The sequence below is a fragment of the Kytococcus sp. Marseille-QA3725 genome (assembly GCF_054950055.1).
The window spans coordinates 317,519-333,571 of sequence record NZ_JBUCLA010000002.1 but is presented as its reverse complement, the minus strand read 5'-3'; the positions used below and the strand labels follow the sequence as shown (position 1 = coordinate 333,571).

The 16,053-nt window shown below is 71.0% G+C and carries 16 protein-coding genes and 2 pseudogenes; 5 read left to right on the top strand and 13 right to left on the bottom strand.

Annotated elements, in window-relative coordinates; genetic code table 11:
• Position 1 precedes the first annotated feature (1 nt).
• Entirely contained in the window at positions 2-1,873 is a 1,872-nt protein-coding gene (locus ACY8FT_RS09695) for an acyl-CoA dehydrogenase (RefSeq protein ID WP_462418693.1), read from the bottom strand.
• A gap of 387 nt (positions 1,874-2,260) precedes the next feature.
• Here ACY8FT_RS09695 and bioB point away from each other — a divergent pair, with 387 nt between their 5' ends.
• Positions 2,261-3,379, top strand: coding sequence for a biotin synthase BioB (bioB, locus tag ACY8FT_RS09690; RefSeq protein ID WP_462418692.1), 1,119 nt, complete (start codon positions 2,261-2,263; stop codon positions 3,377-3,379).
• Positions 3,380-3,485: 106 nt separating this feature from the next.
• A complete protein-coding gene (bsaP, locus tag ACY8FT_RS09685) occupies positions 3,486-3,743 on the top strand; it encodes a biotin synthase auxiliary protein BsaP (protein ID WP_462419090.1) in 258 nt (85 codons plus the stop codon).
• A gap of 30 nt (positions 3,744-3,773) precedes the next feature.
• Here bsaP and ACY8FT_RS09680 read toward each other — a convergent pair whose 3' ends face one another.
• The 8 genes and pseudogenes from ACY8FT_RS09680 to ACY8FT_RS09645 all read right to left on the bottom strand — a co-directional run bounded on the left by ACY8FT_RS09680 (position 3,774) and on the right by ACY8FT_RS09645 (position 9,816).
• Positions 3,774-5,378, bottom strand: a complete 1,605-nt coding sequence (locus tag ACY8FT_RS09680; RefSeq protein ID WP_462418691.1) for an HNH endonuclease signature motif containing protein — start codon at positions 5,376-5,378, stop codon at positions 3,774-3,776.
• A 172-nt stretch (positions 5,379-5,550) separates the two neighbouring features.
• Positions 5,551-5,688 carry a hypothetical protein gene (locus ACY8FT_RS09675; protein WP_462418690.1) on the bottom strand — a complete coding sequence of 46 codons (138 nt, stop codon included), beginning with the start codon at positions 5,686-5,688 and terminating at the stop codon, positions 5,551-5,553.
• Entirely contained in the window at positions 5,685-6,770 is a 1,086-nt protein-coding gene (locus ACY8FT_RS09670; RefSeq protein ID WP_462418689.1) for an NAD(P)-binding domain-containing protein, read from the bottom strand. Before ACY8FT_RS09670 ends, ACY8FT_RS09675 begins: the two co-directional genes overlap by 4 nt.
• A 76-nt stretch (positions 6,771-6,846) precedes the next feature.
• Positions 6,847-7,338: a hypothetical protein gene (locus ACY8FT_RS09665; RefSeq protein ID WP_462418688.1), complete on the bottom strand. Its 492-nt coding sequence runs from the start codon at positions 7,336-7,338 to the stop codon at positions 6,847-6,849.
• 38 nt (positions 7,339-7,376) lie between these two features.
• A complete protein-coding gene (locus ACY8FT_RS09660) occupies positions 7,377-7,844 on the bottom strand; it encodes an arsenate-mycothiol transferase ArsC (protein ID WP_462419089.1) in 468 nt (155 codons plus the stop codon).
• A pseudogene (locus ACY8FT_RS09655) lies at positions 7,818-8,201 on the bottom strand (arsenate reductase ArsC); the annotation flags it as partial. The gene ACY8FT_RS09660 and the pseudogene ACY8FT_RS09655, both read right to left, overlap by 27 nt.
• 71 nt (positions 8,202-8,272) lie before the next feature.
• Positions 8,273-9,370, bottom strand: a complete 1,098-nt coding sequence (gene arsB, locus ACY8FT_RS09650) for an ACR3 family arsenite efflux transporter (RefSeq protein WP_462418687.1) — start codon at positions 9,368-9,370, stop codon at positions 8,273-8,275.
• Complete coding sequence (locus ACY8FT_RS09645) at positions 9,367-9,816, bottom strand: ArsI/CadI family heavy metal resistance metalloenzyme (RefSeq protein ID WP_462418686.1); 450 nt, start codon at positions 9,814-9,816, stop codon at positions 9,367-9,369. The genes arsB and ACY8FT_RS09645 overlap by 4 nt, the downstream gene beginning before the upstream one ends.
• Before the next feature lie 323 nt (positions 9,817-10,139).
• On the opposite strand from ACY8FT_RS09645, the gene ACY8FT_RS09640 reads away from it, so the two are divergent.
• Positions 10,140-10,478, top strand: a complete 339-nt coding sequence (locus ACY8FT_RS09640; protein WP_462418685.1) for an ArsR/SmtB family transcription factor — start codon at positions 10,140-10,142, stop codon at positions 10,476-10,478.
• Here the strand turns inward: ACY8FT_RS09640 and ACY8FT_RS09635 are convergent.
• The 4 genes and pseudogenes from ACY8FT_RS09635 to ACY8FT_RS09620 all read right to left on the bottom strand — a co-directional run bounded on the left by ACY8FT_RS09635 (position 10,415) and on the right by ACY8FT_RS09620 (position 12,765).
• Positions 10,415-10,711 (bottom strand): hypothetical protein, encoded by a 297-nt coding sequence (locus ACY8FT_RS09635; RefSeq protein WP_462418684.1) that lies wholly within the window; start codon positions 10,709-10,711, stop codon positions 10,415-10,417. The genes ACY8FT_RS09640 and ACY8FT_RS09635 overlap by 64 nt on opposite strands.
• Positions 10,712-10,730: 19 nt before the next feature.
• Positions 10,731-10,979, bottom strand: coding sequence for a three-helix bundle dimerization domain-containing protein (locus tag ACY8FT_RS09630; RefSeq protein WP_462418683.1), 249 nt, complete (start codon positions 10,977-10,979; stop codon positions 10,731-10,733).
• Positions 10,960-11,325: pseudogene (locus ACY8FT_RS09625) on the bottom strand (IS30 family transposase); the annotation flags it as partial. The gene ACY8FT_RS09630 and the pseudogene ACY8FT_RS09625, both read right to left, overlap by 20 nt.
• A 282-nt stretch (positions 11,326-11,607) precedes the next feature.
• A complete protein-coding gene (locus ACY8FT_RS09620; RefSeq protein ID WP_462418682.1) occupies positions 11,608-12,765 on the bottom strand; it encodes an NADH:flavin oxidoreductase/NADH oxidase in 1,158 nt (385 codons plus the stop codon).
• 193 nt (positions 12,766-12,958) lie between these two features.
• Here ACY8FT_RS09620 and ACY8FT_RS09615 point away from each other — a divergent pair, with 193 nt between their 5' ends.
• Positions 12,959-14,521: an ABC transporter substrate-binding protein gene (locus ACY8FT_RS09615; protein ID WP_462418681.1), complete on the top strand. Its 1,563-nt coding sequence runs from the start codon at positions 12,959-12,961 to the stop codon at positions 14,519-14,521.
• Between the two features lie 60 nt (positions 14,522-14,581).
• Positions 14,582-16,039 carry an alanine/glycine:cation symporter family protein gene (locus ACY8FT_RS09610; RefSeq protein ID WP_462418680.1) on the top strand — a complete coding sequence of 486 codons (1,458 nt, stop codon included), beginning with the start codon at positions 14,582-14,584 and terminating at the stop codon, positions 16,037-16,039.
• The last annotated feature ends 14 nt before the right edge of the window (positions 16,040-16,053 follow it).

Here is a 16,053-nt window from a genome sequence, read left to right as displayed (position 1 = left end):
CTCAGAACGCGCTCTCGGGCAGCTCCATCAGGTCACCCGTCGTGGCCTCGGCGGCTCGGCGGTCCGCCCCGATGCGCGGCAGCACCTCCCGGGCGAAGAAGCGCGCCGCCGCGATCTTGCCGGTGTAGAAGTCCCGGTCGGCCGGGCTCGGCGAGTCCCCGCCGTCACCGGCGAGCTTCTCGCTGGCGACCTGGGCCTGCCGGAGCAGCAGCCACCCGATGAGGACGTCCCCGGCCGCCATGAGCAGACGGGTGGACTGCAGGCCGATCCGGTAGAGCTCGTGCGGTTCGTCCTGGGCCGACTGGGCCCACCCGGTGAGCAGCCCCAGGAACTGCTGCAGCTCGCCGAGTGCACGGCCGAGCTGCTCGCGGGCCTCGGCCAGCTCGGGTGCGCCCTCGGTCTGCAGGAAGGCCTGCACCTCGCCCGCGACGGCACCGAGTGCCTGGCCCTTGTCGCGCAGGATCTTGCGGAAGAAGAAGTCCTGCGCCTGGATGGCGGTCGTGCCCTCGTAGAGCGTGTCGATCTTGGCGTCGCGGACGTACTGCTCCAGCGGGTAGTCCTGCAGGAAGCCCGACCCGCCGAAGGTCTGCAGCGACTCGGTGCCCAGCAGCACCCAGGCCCGCTCGGAGCCGACGCCCTTGACCACCGGCAGGAGCAGGTCGTTGACGCGGTCGGCCAGGGCGGCCTCCGACCCGGCCTCGGGCTCGACGCCCGGGTTCTGGGCCCGCCACGCGTGGGCGGTGTCCTGGAAGGTGGCCGTGTACTGGACCAGTGCCCGCAGCCCCTCGGAGTAGGCCTTCTGCAGCATCAGGCTGCGCCGCACGTCGGGGTGGTGGGTGATCGTCACGCGCGGGGCGGTCTTGTCACCCATCTGCAGCATGTCCGGTCCCTGCACCCGCTCCTTGGCGTACTCCAGGGCGTTCAGGTAGCCGGTCGAGAGGGTGGCGATCGCCTTGGTGCCCACCAGCATGCGGGCGTACTCGATCACCTGGAACATCTGCGCGATGCCGTCGTGCACCTCGCCGAGCAGCGTGCCCACGGCCGGGACGTCCGGGTTCTCGCCGAAGCGCAGCTCGCAGGTGGTGGAGACCTTCAGGCCCATCTTGTGCTCCACGTTGGTGACGAAGGCGCCGTTGCGCTCGCCGAGGTCACCGGTCTCGGGGTCGTAGTGGTGCTTCGGCACCACGAACAGGCTCAGCCCCTTGGTGCCGGGGCCGGCACCCTCCGGGCGGGCGAGCACGAAGTGGACGTTGTTCTCGTAGAAGTCCGCGTCGCCGTTGGTGATGAAGCGCTTCACACCGGTCAGGTGCCAGGTGCCGTCCGCCTGCTGCACGGCCTTGGTGGTGCCGGCGCCGACGTCGGAGCCGGCGTCCGGCTCCGTGAGCACCATCGTGGCGCCCCAGTGGCGGTCGATCATGATCTGCGCCAGGCGCTTCTGCTCCTCGGTGCCGTTGCGGAACAGGATGTTGGCGAAGTTGAAGCCGGCCGAGAACATGTAGACCGCCGGGTTGGCGCCCAGGAGCATCTCGGCGATCGCCCAGTTGAGGCTGGGGGTGGCCATGGTGCCGCCGAGGGCGGGCTCCAGGTTCAGTCGCCAGAACTCCGCGTCGGCCCACGCCTTGTAGGACCTCGTGAAGGCCTCGGGCATCGTCGCCTCGTTCGTCTGCGGGTCGAAGGTCGGCGGGGTCCGGTCGGACTCGGTGAACGAGGCGGCCACCTCGCCCTCGGCCAGTCGCGCGACCTCGCCGAGGACCTCGCGGGCCGTGTCGGCGTCGACCTCCTCGAAGACACCGTGGCCCAGCACCTCCTGCCGGCCGAAGACCTCGAACAGGTTGAACTCCAGGTCGCGGACGTTCGACTTGTAGTGGCTCATGGGGAGTGCTCCTCACTGTCGGCGCCGGTGATGGCGTCGCTGTACGGGTCGTGGCGGGTCGAGTGGGATGTTCCCGCTGGGTGCGGGGCCCGGGCTGCTCGGTGTGGGAGCCGAGATCGCGCCTCGCCGCCGACGGGACGGTGGGGTGCTGCTCATCGGGTACCCGGTGCATGACGTCACATTCATGATGGACCCGATGGGGCTTTATGTGCAACACCGTGAACCGGGTAAGGGTGCGTGGTGCCGGGTGGTGGGGGATCGTCGGCGGGGCGCAGGTGACTGGGGAGAACCGCGGAGGGTGGTCAGGAGGCGAGTGGTGGACACGGCCGACGGGTTCGAGGTGCCCCGACTACTGGGCACCCGGTGCCGTGGGTCACACTGTCCGCCATGACTGACGCCGTGACCACGACCGACGAGCGCGACGCCGCCGTCGCCACCCCTGCTGCCCCCGCTGCTGGTGCGGAGGAGGCCGCCGCCGCCTCCGCCGCTGGTGCCACGGACGGGACCGGTGCCCCCGACATCCTCGCCGTCGCACGGGAGCAGGTCCTGGAGCGTGGGGTGGGGCTGGATGCCGACCAGGTGGAGCAGGTGCTGAACCTGCCGGACGAGCGGGTCGAGGAGGCACTGGCCCTGGCGCACGAGGTGCGCGTGCGCCACAACGGTGAGGGCGTCGAGGTCGAGGGCATCGTCTCGCTGAAGACCGGTGGCTGCCCCGAGGACTGCCACTTCTGCAGCCAGTCGGGTCAGTTCACCTCCCCGGTGCGGGCGGTCTGGCTGAACGTCCCCGAGCTCATCAAGGCCGCCCAGGAGACCAAGGAGACCGGGGCGAGCGAGTTCTGCATCGTCGCGGCCGTGCGTGGGCCGGACGACCGCCTCATGGAGCAGCTCCGCAAGGCCATCGCCGCGATCAAGGCCGAGGTGGACATCGACATCGCCGTCTCCGTGGGCATGCTCAGCCAGGCCCAGGTGGACGAGATGGTCGAGATGGGCGTGCACCGCTACAACCACAACCTCGAGACGGCGCGCTCGTACTTCGACGAGGTGGTCACGACGCACACCTACGACGAGCGTCTGTCGACCTGCGAGATGATCATCGAGTCCGGCATGGAGCTGTGCTGCGGCGCCCTGGTGGGCATGGGGGAGTCGGTGCGCCAGCGGGCCGAGCTGGCCGGTGAGCTGGGTGCGCTCGAGCCGCACGAGGTGCCGCTGAACTTCCTGAACCCCCGCCCCGGGACGCCGTTCGGTGATCTCGAGCCGATGGGTGCCCAGGACGCGCTGCGCACCATCGCCGCATTCCGTCTGGCGCTCCCGCGCACCATCCTGCGCTTCGCCGGTGGCCGTGAGATCACGCTGGGCGAGCTCGGGACCCGGCAGGGGCTGCAGGGCGGTATCAACGCGATCATCGTGGGCAACTACCTCACCACGCTGGGCCGTGACCCGCAGCAGGACATCGACCTGCTGGCTGACCTCAAGATGCCCATCCAGGCGCTCAGCAAGACCATCTGACGTGGCGGAGAGCGAGGGTCCCGCGGCTGCGGAGGCCGCCGAGACCGCGGGGGCCGCGGGGGCCGGGCAGTCCACGGCCGCGGCGAGGGGCGACGACTCGGCTGCGATGCGTGCGGTTGGTCCCGGCCCTGCCCCGGTGGGGCGCACGCCAGATGCGGGTGCCGCCCCGGCGTACTGCGGCCACTGCGGTGAGCCCCTGTCGGCGCCGAACGACGGGGACGCGATGGGCCACGGCGTCTGCGACCAGCGACTCGAGCTGGAGCCGCCACGGTACTGCCCGGCCTGCCGTCGTCGCATGGTGGTGCAGGTGACTCCGCGTGGTTGGACGGCGTCCTGCTCCCGGCACGGCGAAATGAGCAGCTGAGATGGACCCGCGCGAACGAGAGGGCGCCCATCAGGGCCAGTCGCTGGTCGGCTCACCCGGTGCCGCGCCCGGCGGCGAGTTCCGTGGCTGGGGCGGTGGCTGTCCCGGTGGTCTGCCGGGACGGCGCGGGTGGAAGCGCACGGTCGCCGTCCCGGATGCGTCTTGGTCGATCGTGTGCGTGAAACGACGGTCCTCGAGCCGTCGGTGGTGTCGGCCGCACAGCGGGATGCCATTCGCCAGGTCCGTCGGTCCGCCCTCCGAGAGGGGTTCTCCGCCGGGTCCGCGTGCCGGCGACCAGGGGCTGGCGTGGTGGATCTCGCACCAGGCGAAGGGCCGATCGCAGTGCTCCTCGGCGCACTCCGAGTAGGAGACCGACAGTGCGCGGCGCTGGTTCTCCGTGAAGAACCGGCTCCTGCGGCCCAGGTCCAGCACCTGGGACCGTCCGCCCAGCACCACCGGGATGATCCCCGCCTGGGCTGCGAGGCGTCGGACCTCTCCGGCCGAGACCTCGTCACCCGAGTCGGTCACCCCCGCGCGGTCCGTCTCGCCCCGCAGGGACTCCAGGCTGGTGGTCACGAGGACCATCGCGTTGGCGCTGCTCCCCAGGTGGTCGGTCGGCAGGTGGTCGATGAGCTCGGCCAGCGCCCGACCCTTCTCGTGGGTCCAGTCGACCTGGCGGTCGTGCCAGCTGGTCCCGGGGACTGCGGTGCCGCCCTGCTGCTTGCGAGCCAACCGGCGAGGGCTGGTCATGGCGGACAGGGCCTTGCCAAGCATCCGGCCCTGCAGGACCGGCAGGGTGAACTGGCCGAACACGGTGCCGTCACCGTTGTCGCGCATCCAGAACGATGCTGCGTCCCACGCCCGCTCCTCCTGTGACCGCACCCGGTCGTCCTGGTGGGCGTCCACCACGGGTTCGGGGACGCCGAGTTCGGACAGGACCCGTCGCGCGGCTGCTCGGAGGCGACGGGGCGTCATCCGCCGCGCCTTCTCGACGAGCTGCTCCTCGGCTCGCCAGCGGGTCCCGGCCGGCGTCGACTCCGGCACGGCCTCGAGCTCCTGCAGGATCACCATGGCGTGGTCCTGGGTCACCAGCCCCTCGTCCATCGCCCTGGCCAGGGGGCGCGGCTCCCCCGTCTGGGGTGGCGTGTCATCAGCCGCTGCGAGCGGCCCCTCGGCGCCGCTGACCCCCGGGCGCGGTTCCTCGTGCACCCCGGCACCGAGCACTCCCGGTTCCCTGTGCGTTCCGGGCGTCCCGCGCCCGGGCGTCGCCGGACGTTCGTTGCCCAGCGCCCGAGCCAGTTCGGCATCCCGGTGGGTGTGTCGCGAGTCCACGCCGTTCTTGCGTGCGGCGAACTGGGCGTCGTCGTCGTGGGACGCGCGACCGCTCTCACGGGCCTTCGCGAGGAGGTCGTACGAGCGCATGCGGACGCGCTGGCCCCGGGTGGCCACCTGCGCTGCCTCCTGCGTCAGCCACTCCAGCTCGCGGGTCCCGACGGGCAGGTCCGGCACGTTCCCGGCGTCGGCCATGGCGTGCATGAGGCGGTCGGTGGCCTCGCGCACCGCGGTGAACGCCGAGATCAGCTCGACCCACGGGGCACACTCCGCCCCCGCGTCGAACCCCACCTGTACCGCCACGCCCACCACCCCCTCGATGGCGTCCTCATGGCCCGACCCCCTTGTCGAGCTATGAGACAACAGTACTACACAGACGGGAACTGTGCAAGCAATAAATAGAACATATAGACTACTTGATGCCATCGAAGGAGCGTTGTCCCCACCCTGTGGACAACCCTTGGGTCACCCCTCCTCAGCCCAGCAGCTCCGCGATCTCCCGCGCCGCCGCCCGCGCCGGCCGCCCCACACCGATGAGCGTCGCCGAGGCGGGGCCGGTCCAGTCCCCGTACCCCATGAGGTGCAGCCGCGGTTCCTGGTCCGCTCGCGTCATCGAGCTCTCGGCGATCGGCAGGTGCCTGTCCGCGTCACGCAGTCCGAGCGGACGCAGGTGCGCCAGGGCCGGCCGGTACCCGGTGCACCACAGCACCGTCGCGAACTCGAGCTCCTCACCGGGTGCGACGGGCGGATCGTTCCACGTGGAACCGGCCTCACTCCTGGCGTCCGGGTCCGTTCCGGCCCCGGCCGCCCGGTGCCCCCTGCGGCATCCGCACCCCACACTGCGCCCGATGCGGTGAGCCGCTCCACCATCGGCACCGCGGCCAAGTGCCCCGCGGCCACGGCCTCGCGGACCCCGGGCACCTGCACGATGTCGCCGAGCGCCGCCACGCCGCCGTCGTCCTCGCGCCCGGCATCCAGCGCGGCCCGCCGGGCGGTCGCCACGTCGAACAGGACCCGGCCGTCGACCTCCGGCGGCATGAGGCGCGGCGGGCGCTGGGTGGCCCACACGACCTCGTGCGTCTCCAGCAGCTCGGCCGCGAGCTGGGCCCCTGTGTTGCCGCCGCCGACCACGAGCACCCGTCCGTCCGGAAGGTCGGCCGGCCGCCGGTACTGCGCCGAGTGCAGCTGCACCCCACCGAAGTCCCGCATGCCCGGCACGCTCGGCCAGAACGGCCGCGACCAGGTGCCCGTCGCGCTCACCACCGCGCGGGCGGACCAGGCCGCCGCCTCGGGGGTTCGGGGTACCTCCCCGCCGCCGGGAGCAGCACCCGCCCGTCGCCCCTCCACCCGCAGGCGGCCCCCGTCCCGCCGCACGGCCTCCACTCGCACCGGTCGCTCGACGGGCACCTCGTAGCGCTCCTCGTAGTCCGTCAGGTACCCGGCCACGTGCTCGCGCGGCGGGAACCCACCGCCCGGGGGCTGCGGCATCATCCACCCCGGCAGGGAGGAGTGCTGCGCGGGTGAGAACGCCCGCAGGCTCGGCCACATCCGCGCCCAGGCGCCACCGGGCTGCTCGGCGTCGTCCAGCACCACGTGCTCGATGCCGGCGCGCCGCAGCCAGTAGCTCGTCGCCAGTCCGGCCTGACCGCCGCCGATGACGACGACGTCCGTGTCCGTGGTGGGGGTGGTCTCCATGGGGTCAGTCTCCTGCCTCGTGGGGTCGACCGGTTGCCCACGGACGGGGTCTGCCCCTCCGCGAACCGGCGCGCCCTCACATATCCCGCGTCATGTCCTTGGTCGCCTGCCACTTGCGCGCGACCTCGGCCCGGTCGTCGCCCTGCTGCCAGGGGCGTTCGACCAGCACCGTGTACAGGGTGAACACCGCTGTCGCCGCCACGACCCCGGCTGCGACCCACCCCGGGGTGGCGTCGGACAGGGACAGCACGCCCCACCAGCAGGGGATCGGGGCCACCAGGAGCAGCACGGTCATGAGGACGCTGCCGGGGTCCGGGCGCCGGTGTTTCAGCACGAAGGGCCGCTGCACGAGCGTCATCACCACCTCGGTGAGGACGACGCCGATGGCTGCCGCCAGGATCTGGTCCTGCACGCTCAGCGACGACTCGACCACCCATGCGTGCAGCGCCACCAGGAGCGCCGCGATCTCGGGCCACTTCACGGCGCCCGTCAGCAGGTGCCCCATGAGCGCCAGTGACAGGCTGATGGGCGCTTCGTCGGATGCAGGGCGGGACGGTGTGGTGCTCATGGCGTCAGTCTCGCGCGAGGGGTCCATCAAGGGGCGCCTCAGCCCAGCTCGTCGGCCAGTGCCTTCACCCGGGCGTCGATGTCGTCGCGCAGCGCCGCCATCCGCTCGGCGCCCTCCAGTCCCCGGTCGGACGGCTCGGTCGTCGACCAGCGGCGGACGTCGGTCGGCAGGTCTCCCTCCAGCTCCGCGGGCAGCTGGGCGTTGTCGCCCACCAGCACCACCACGTCGCTCGCAGCGGCCAGCTCCGGCGTCAGCTGCTTGGGGTGCTCGCCGGCCAGCGAGGCGCCGATCGCCTGCAGGGACTCCACCGACTCGCCGTTCACGCCCTCGTCCCGCTGCGCAGCGGCGACCCCGGCACTCAGCACCTGCACCCCGGGCACCGCCAGGCGCCGCATCAACCCGGCTGCCATCTGCGACTTGCCGCGATTGCTGCTGCAGACGAAGGTCACCACGCGCTCCCCCTCCCGCGGCCAGGCCAGAGGCTCGATGCCGAGCGAGCGCAGCATCTCCTCCACGCGGCGGCGGATCTCGTCGCGCACCGGGCGCACCTTCTCCACCGGTTGGCCGGCCGGGTCGTCCAGCTGCCAGTCCTCACGGCGCACGCCGGGCACGTAGGGGCACTCGTCCCCGCACCCCATCGTGACCACCACGTCGGAGGCCTCCATGTCCTCGCGGGTCAGCACACGCGGGGTGACGGCCCCGACGTCGATGCCGACCTCGGCCATCGCCTCGACCGCGGCGGGGTTCACGGCGTCGGCCGGCTGCGAGCCCGACGAGCGCACCTCGACCCGCTCTCCGCCCAGCGCACGGGTCCACGCCGCGGCCATCTGGGAACGCCCGGCGTTGTGGACGCAGACGTACATCACAGAGGGGCGGCCGGTGGCTTTCCGGCCGGCATCCTCCCGGTCGAGCCGCGGGGTGGCGGGCTGGTCGGTCATGCACGGACTCCTTCGCGGGAGGGGGCGGAGGTGAACAGGCGGCTGCGCAGCCACAGGCTCACGTACACCAGGCCCACCAGCACCGGCACCTCGATGAGGGGGCCGACGACGCCGGCCAGCGCCTCGCCGGAGGTCAGGCCGAAGGTCGCGATGGCCACGGCGATGGCCAACTCGAAGTTGTTGCCCGCCGCGGTGAAGGCCAGCGTGGTGGTGTGCTCGTAGCCCAGGCCGACGGCGCGACCCAAGGCGTAGGAGCCGCCCCACATGATCACGAAGTAGGCCAGCAGCGGCAGCGCGATGCGGGCGACGTCGCCCGGGTGCGAGGTGACCTGCTCACCCTGCAGGGCGAAGAGCACGACGATGGTGAACAGCAGGCCGTAGAGCGCCCACGGGCCGATGACGGGCAGGAAGCGGTTCTCGTAGCGCTCCCGCCCCATCGCCTTCTCGCCGAGGTGGCGCGTGAGGAAGCCGGCCAGCAGCGGGATGCCCAGGAAGATCAGCACGCTCTTGGCGATCTGCCACATCGAGACGTCCAGTCCGGCGGTGTCCAGCCCCAGCCATCCGGGCAGCACCGCGAGGTAGAACCACCCCAGCACGCCGAACATGAACACCTGGAAGACCGAGTTGATGGCCACCAGGACGGCCGCGGCCTCGCGGTCGCCGCAGGCCAGGTCGTTCCAGATGATCACCATCGCGATGCAGCGGGCGAGCCCCACGACGATCAGCCCGGTGCGGTACTCCGGCAGGTCGGGCAGGAAGATCCACGCCAGGGCGAACATTAGCGCCGGGCCCACCAGCCAGTTGAGCACCAGCGAGGAGCCGAGCATGCGGGTGTCGGCGGTGACCGTGTCCAGGCGGTCGTAGCGCACCTTGGCCAGGACGGGGTACATCATCACCAGCAGGCCGATGGCGATGGGCAGCGAGATGCCGTCGACCTGCACCGCCTCGAGGGCGGAGTCCAGGCCGGGCACGAGGCGCCCGAGCAGCAGGCCGGCCACCATCGCGGCACCGATCCAGACGGGCAGGAAGCGGTCGAGGGTGGAGAGCCGCTGGGTGACGGACTGCTCGTCGGGGTCGGCGGTCGTGGTGCTCATCGGGCTCCGGGGGTCGAGGTGGGCGGGGCGGCGTCGGCGGGGTCGTCGTCGGTGATCGTGTAGACCTCCCACGGTGTGCCGTCGGGGTCGTGGACCCACACCTTGTCCTGGCGGGCGTAGCAGCAGGTGGTGTCGTCCTCGTCGAAGGTTGCCAGACCGGCGGAGCGCAGGCGCTCGCGGGCGGCGTGCACCTCCTCGACGGAGTCGACCTCGATGCCGAGGTGGTTGAGGGCGCCCCCGTCGCCCGGGGCCGGGGCGCCGTCGGGTGCCGACGTCCGCGGGGAGACGGCGCCCTCGATGAGGACGAGCTTGAGCGGCGGCGAGGTGACGGCGAAGTTCGCGTAGCCCGGACGGGTCTTGTGCGGCTCGGTGCCCAGCAGGTGCCGGTAGAAGGTGGTTGCGTCCTCCACGCTCGAGACGGTGAGGGCGATCTGCACGCGGGTCATGGTCTTTCCTTCGAATCAGGATCTGTTCATCGAAGTTCTTCGATGAACAGATCCTGACACAGGGGTCCGGCGGTTCGAGGAGGGGGTATGCAGATGCCTCGGGGTCCGGAGTGCAGAAGCAGGCGGACCCCGCGGCGTTCGCGGAGCTGGCCGGGCGTGTGAGGGGAGGGTTCGCCCGCCGTCGTCGCCACACGGCGACAGGTGAAGTCGGACACGGGGGGTGGATGACGCGTCAATCGTCTGTGCGCGACCTCGTGCTCCACGGCCCCGCGGGCAAGGGGCTGCCTAGACTGCCGCGAAATCAGTGGTGAGGAGGAGGTCCCGTGACGACCAGGTCGGACCACGCGCAGCCCGGCAGGGCCTGCTGCGGTGAGCTCGCCGGGGGGCTGGATCCCGCGTCGGCCGAGAGGAGCGCGTCCGTGCTCAAGGCGCTCGCGCACCCCGTCCGCCTCCGCCTGGTGTCGGCCATCCGGACCGCGAGCGGTGCCGAGGCATGCGTGTGTGATCTGCAGGAGGTCGTGGGGCTGTCCCAGTCCACCGTCAGCCACCATCTGCGGCTGTTGGTCGAGGCCGGGCTGCTGCGGCGGGAGAAGCGCGGTCAGTGGTCCTGGTACACCCTCGACGAGGGGGCCTGGCGTGCCGTGGGGGAGCTCTTCGCCTGACGGCGGGCCAGCCCGACCGGGAAGAGCGCCAACCCCGTGACGACCAGCACGGGTGAGGCCATGGCGGCGGCGAACTCGGCGTCGGTCATCGGTGGCGCGTCGGGTCCGCCGTTCTCCATCACGTCGATGGCTTCCATGGGTGTGGAGAACCACACCCACAGGAAGCAGGCGATGCCGGCCACCACCATGACGGCACCGGTCGTAGACAAGCGTGCGGAGCGGGTTCTGTTCACGGGTTGCACCTCTTGGCGATCATGGTCTTGTAGGACACGTCGGTCGCCAGGCGTCGAGGTTCCACGACTCCTTGCGGGGGGCACAAGCGGACGATGTCAGGTCGTGCACCTCGCGCTCGGCCAGCACGGGGATGTGGTCGGTGACCGTTGCCGTGGACTCCATTTCGCGCCGGACTTGCTGGAGCACGGTGGCCACCTCCTCGCGAAAGAACGGTCCGGCGAGCTGGGCGCTCAGGCGGTTGGCGGGCTCAACCGGTCGTTGCAACACCGGGCTCGTTCAGGGATCGTGACTGCTCGGCGAAGACCTCGGCGGGGGTCTTCCACTCCAGGACCTTCCTCGGCCTGTTGTTCAACGTGCACGCCACTGCTTCCAGCTCCTGTGCGGACCACCTCGACAGGTCCGTGCCCTTCGGGAAGTACTGGCGCAGTACCCCGCTGGTGTTCTCGTTCGTGGGACGCTGCCACGGCGAGTGCGGGTCAGCGAAGAACACCCTCGTGTCCGTGGTCATCGTGAACTGTGCATGCCCGGCCAGTTCTTTTCCGCGGTCCCAGGTCAGCGTCTGTCGCAGTTGCTCCGGCACGTCTGCCATGGCCTTGATCAGGGCCGCGGTCATCGCCTCGGGGGCCGCAGGGCCCGATCCGCTCTCCACTGCCGCCGTGTGCCTTCGGGCACGTCACTGATCTTCTTTCGAGTGTCCTTGCTGGCCATCGCTCATGCCTCCAGTGAATCCGAGGGTGTTGCGACGACCACTTGAATCCACCATTGATCGCGTGGTCGTAGTGCAGGTCGCTGCCGATGGCGGTCATGGGTCTCTCCTCGGGTCGGGGCGTTCACCCCGTTCACCGTGGGTTTACCCAAAGTTCACCTTTTGTGCTGGGGTTTGCTCCCCACGTCGTCAGGCCAGGCGGTCCACCCGGGCGCGCTCGTACTGCCCGATGGTGACCGGCTCGGCCCCCAGCTCGGTGGCGGCCCGCATCCACCAGTGCGGGTTCGCCAGCGCAGCCCGCGCCAGGAGCACCACATCGGCCTGGCCCTGCCCGACGATCGTCTCGGCTTGGTGCGGCGAGCTGATCTCGCCCACCGCACCCACCGGCAACTCGTGGCCCGCCGCCCGCAGCGCGTCCCGCATCGCGGTGGCGAAGCGCACCTGGTAGCCCGGCCCGGTGACGATCCTCGGCCGCGGCAGGTTGCCGCCGCTGGAGACGTCCACGAAGTCCACGCCGAGCTCGGCGGCGGCCACCACGAAGCGCTGCAGCGAGGCCACGTCGCCCTCGACGTCCTCCCAGTCCGTCGCGGATATGCGCAGCAGGACCGGCATCGACTCGGGGACGCGACGGCGCACCTCGCGCACCACCTCCAGGCCGAAGCGGTGCCGTCCCTCCTCCGAGCCGCCCCAGGCGTCGGTGCGGGTGTTCACCAGCGGCGAGATGAACTGGTGGATCAGGTAGCCGTGCGCTCCGTGCACCTCCACCGCGTCGAAGCCGGCTGCCACGGCCCGCTCGGCGGCGTCGCCGAAGTCCGTGATCGTCTGCCGGATCTCCTCCTCGGTCATGCCGCGCGGGGCGGCCAGGTCACCGAACGCCTCGTCCGTGGGGGCGAGTGTCTGCCAGCCCGCGGTCTCGGGCGACTCAGCGCGACCGTGCTCGTCGGCCCCCACGGGCACCGAGCCGTCCCGCCCCTGCGCGTCGAACGGCCGCCAGGTGGAGGCCTTCCGCCCCGCGTGCGCCAGCTGCACGGCAGTGGTCACGCCGGTGCCCAGGCCGTGGACGAAGTCGTTGACCCGCCGCCACCCGGCCACCTGCTCGTCGTTCCAGATGCCGGCGTCCTGCGGCGCGATGCGGCCCACCGGGTTCACCGCGGCCGCCTCGGTCACGATCATCGAGGCCCCACCGGTGGCGAACGCGCCCAGGTGCACAAGGTGCCAGTCGTTCGGCACGCCCGGGGCGGTCACCGGGTCGCACGAGTACTGGCACATCGCGGCCACCCACGCCCGGTGGCGGACGGTCAGGTCGCGCAGGGTCATCGGCTCGAACAGGGCGACGGGGCGGGGCATCGTTCCTCCGGTGGGTCGGGGATGGGTCGGCCGCGACAACGCCACCACGCCGATGCCGATTCCGTGCCCCGTCCGCGCCACCCGCTGCGTGTCGCCCCGAGACGGTCGCGGCAGGTGTTCAAATCGCGCGGCTGGGCGCACAATGGTCCCCTTCGCGGGCGGTGGGGTGCCGCCCTGAGACCTGGGAGACACCGTGAACCGTTCCGTCCTGCGTGTCGCTGCCCTCGCCGGCAGCGCTCTGCTGGCCCTGTCCGCCTGCAGCGCCGGGAGCAGCGTCGATCCCGGCTCCACCGGTGGTTCCGACGCCCCGCAGGCCTCCGGCTCCGGGGGCGAGGGCCCCGCCGGCCCGTCCGACGAGACCGTCACCCTCGGCCTGGTCGCCGAACCGGCCAGCCTCGACTTCCGCACCTCCGACGGGGCCGCCATCCCGCAGCTGCTGCTCGGCAACGTCTACGAGACCCTCGTGACCGTCGACCCCGAGTCCGGTGACGTCGTCGACGCGCTCGCGGAGTCCCACGAGGTGTCCGAGGACGGCCGGACCTACACCTTCACGCTGCCCGAGGGTCGCAACTTCTCCGACGGCAGCGAACTCACCGCCGAGGACGTCGTCGCCAGCATCGAGGCGGTCAAGGGGAAGACCTGGACCACCTCCCTCAAGGAGCAGATGGACGTCGTGAAGTCGGCGAAGGCGGTCGACGACACGACGGTCGAGGTCACCCTGAAGGAGCCCAGCGCCTCCTGGCTCCACGCGATGACCACCCGGGTGGGGGCGATCCTGCCCAGCGAGCCGCCGAAGGACCTCGCGACGAACCCGGTCGGCTCCGGTCCGTACGACGTGGCCGACTGGAAGCGCGGCGACCGCATCGTCCTGGAGCGCCGCGACGACCGCGGCGGCGAGGACCCGTACTTCAAGAAGGCCGTCTTCCGGTACTTCAAGGACGGCACCGCGCTGAACAACGCGATGCTCACCGGCGACGTCGACGTCGAGACCACCGTCCAGGCCCCGGAGTCCCTCAGCCAGTTCGAGGGCCGGGAGGACCTGCAGGTCATCGAGGGGACGACCAACGGCGAGGTCGTTCTCTCCTTCAACCACGACAGCGAGCCGATGAAGTCGCTCGAGCTCCGTCAGGCGATCCGCCACGCCATCGACCACCAGGCGCTCGTGGACACCTGCTGGGCGGGGCGCGGTGAGCTCATCGGCTCGATGGTGCCGCCCACCGACCCCTGGCACGAGGACCGCACCGGGGACTATCCGTACGACCTCGGGAAGGCGAAGCAGCTGGTGCAGGAGTCCGGCGTCAGCAAGCCGCTGCGCCTGCGCGTCCCCGCCCTGCCGTACGCGACCGAGTGCGGCCAGGTGGTGAAGTCCCAGCTGGAGGAGGCCGGGCTGCAGGTGAAGCTCGACCAGCTGGAGTTCCCCGCCGCCTGGCTGGAGCAGGTGTACTCCGCGGCCGACTACGACCTGTCGATCGTGTCCCACGTGGAGCCCCGCGACCTGGGCACCGTGTTCGGCGACCCCGGGTACTACCTGCGCTACGACAACCCGGAGCTGCAGAAGGCGCTGGAGCAGGCCGATGCGGGCGACGAGCAGCAGCAGACCGAGCAGATGAAGAAGGCCGCCGAGATCATCAGCAAGGACGCCGCGGCCGACTTCCTGTTCCTGCTGCCCAACCTGGTGGTGGCCGACGCGGACATCCGGGGTATCCCGACCAACTCGGTCAACGAGGGGCTGGACGTCTCCGCCCTGCACCGCTGAGCCCCCGGCCCCCGTCCGTCGAGTCGGGGGTCCGGCCCGTCAGCCCGTACCCTTCGCCCCATGGAAGCCCTCGCTGACGTCGTCTCCGAGATCAACGGGTACTACTGGTATCTGGTGATAGTCCTGCTGGTGATCGCCGGAGTCTGGTTCACCGCGCGCACCGGTGTGGTGCAGCTGCGCCTGCTGCCGGAGATGATCCGCAACATCGTCGAGAAGCCGGGGCAGGACTCCGACGACGGCATCTCGGCCTTCCGGGCGTTCACCATCTCGGCCGCCTCCCGTGTCGGCACGGGCAACGTGGCCGGTGTGGCCGTGGCCATCGCCATCGGTGGACCGGGTGCCGTCTTCTGGATGTGGCTGCTGGCCATCATGGGTGGTGCGACGGCCTTCATCGAGTCCTCGCTGGCGCAGCTGTACAAGGTGCGCGGTGGTGACGGGTACGTCGGTGGCCCCGCGTACTACATCCGCGACGGTCTCGGCTGGAAGCCCGTGGCGGCGCTCTTCGCCGTGATCATCACCCTCACCTACGGATTCGTCTTCAACGCGGTGCAGTCCAACTCCGTCAGCTACTCCCTGCAGGGCAACTTCGACGGCGTCGGCTGGGTCGGCCTGGCCACCGGCCTGGTGCTCGGCGCGCTGACCGCAGCGGTCATCTTCGGTGGTGTGAAGCGCCTCTCCGCCGTCACCGAGGTGATCGTCCCGGTGATGGCGACGCTGTACATCCTCGTGGCCCTCGTGGTGGTGGCCCTGAACATCACCGAGGTGCCGGCCATGTTCGCCCACATCGTCGGCCACGCCCTGGGCTTCAAGGAGGTCGCGGGTGCGGGCATCGGTGCGGCGCTGATGCAGGGCATGCGCCGCGGGCTGTTCTCCAACGAGGCCGGTATGGGCTCGGTGCCCAACGCGGCGGCGACGGCCGCGGTCAGCCACCCCGCCAAGCAGGGTCTGGTGCAGGCGCTGGGCGTCTACTTCGACACGATCATCGTCTGCTCGGCGACGGCCTTCGTCATCCTGCTGTCCAACCCGCAGTTCGGCGTCGACGACCCGCAGGGCATCGGCCTGACCCAGTCCGCCCTGCAGGAGCAGGTGGGCACCTGGGCCGGCCCGTTCCTCTCGGTCGTCATCTTCTTCCTGGCGTGGTCGTCCATCCTGGGCAACAGCTTCTACGGCGAGGCGAACATCCGCTTCCTGGCCGGTGAGCGCAACCCCGGCGTGGTCATCACCGTCTTCCGCGTGCTGGTGGTGGCCTGCGTCGTCCTGGGTGCGCTCGGCTCGGTGGCGCTCGTGTGGAACCTCGCGGACCTGTTCATGGGCGTGATGGCCACCATCAACCTCGTGGCGATCCTGCCCCTGGGCGGTCTGGCCGTCGCGATGCTCAAGAACTACGACGCGCACCTCAAGCGGGGCGAGGAGCCCATCTTCCGCCGCTCGGAGCTGCCGCAGGCACGCAACGTGCAGCTGTGGGGCGACCAGATGCGCATGCCCGAGGTGAAGGCCGCCGCGGGCGAGACCCGCTGACCCCCTCTCCGCCT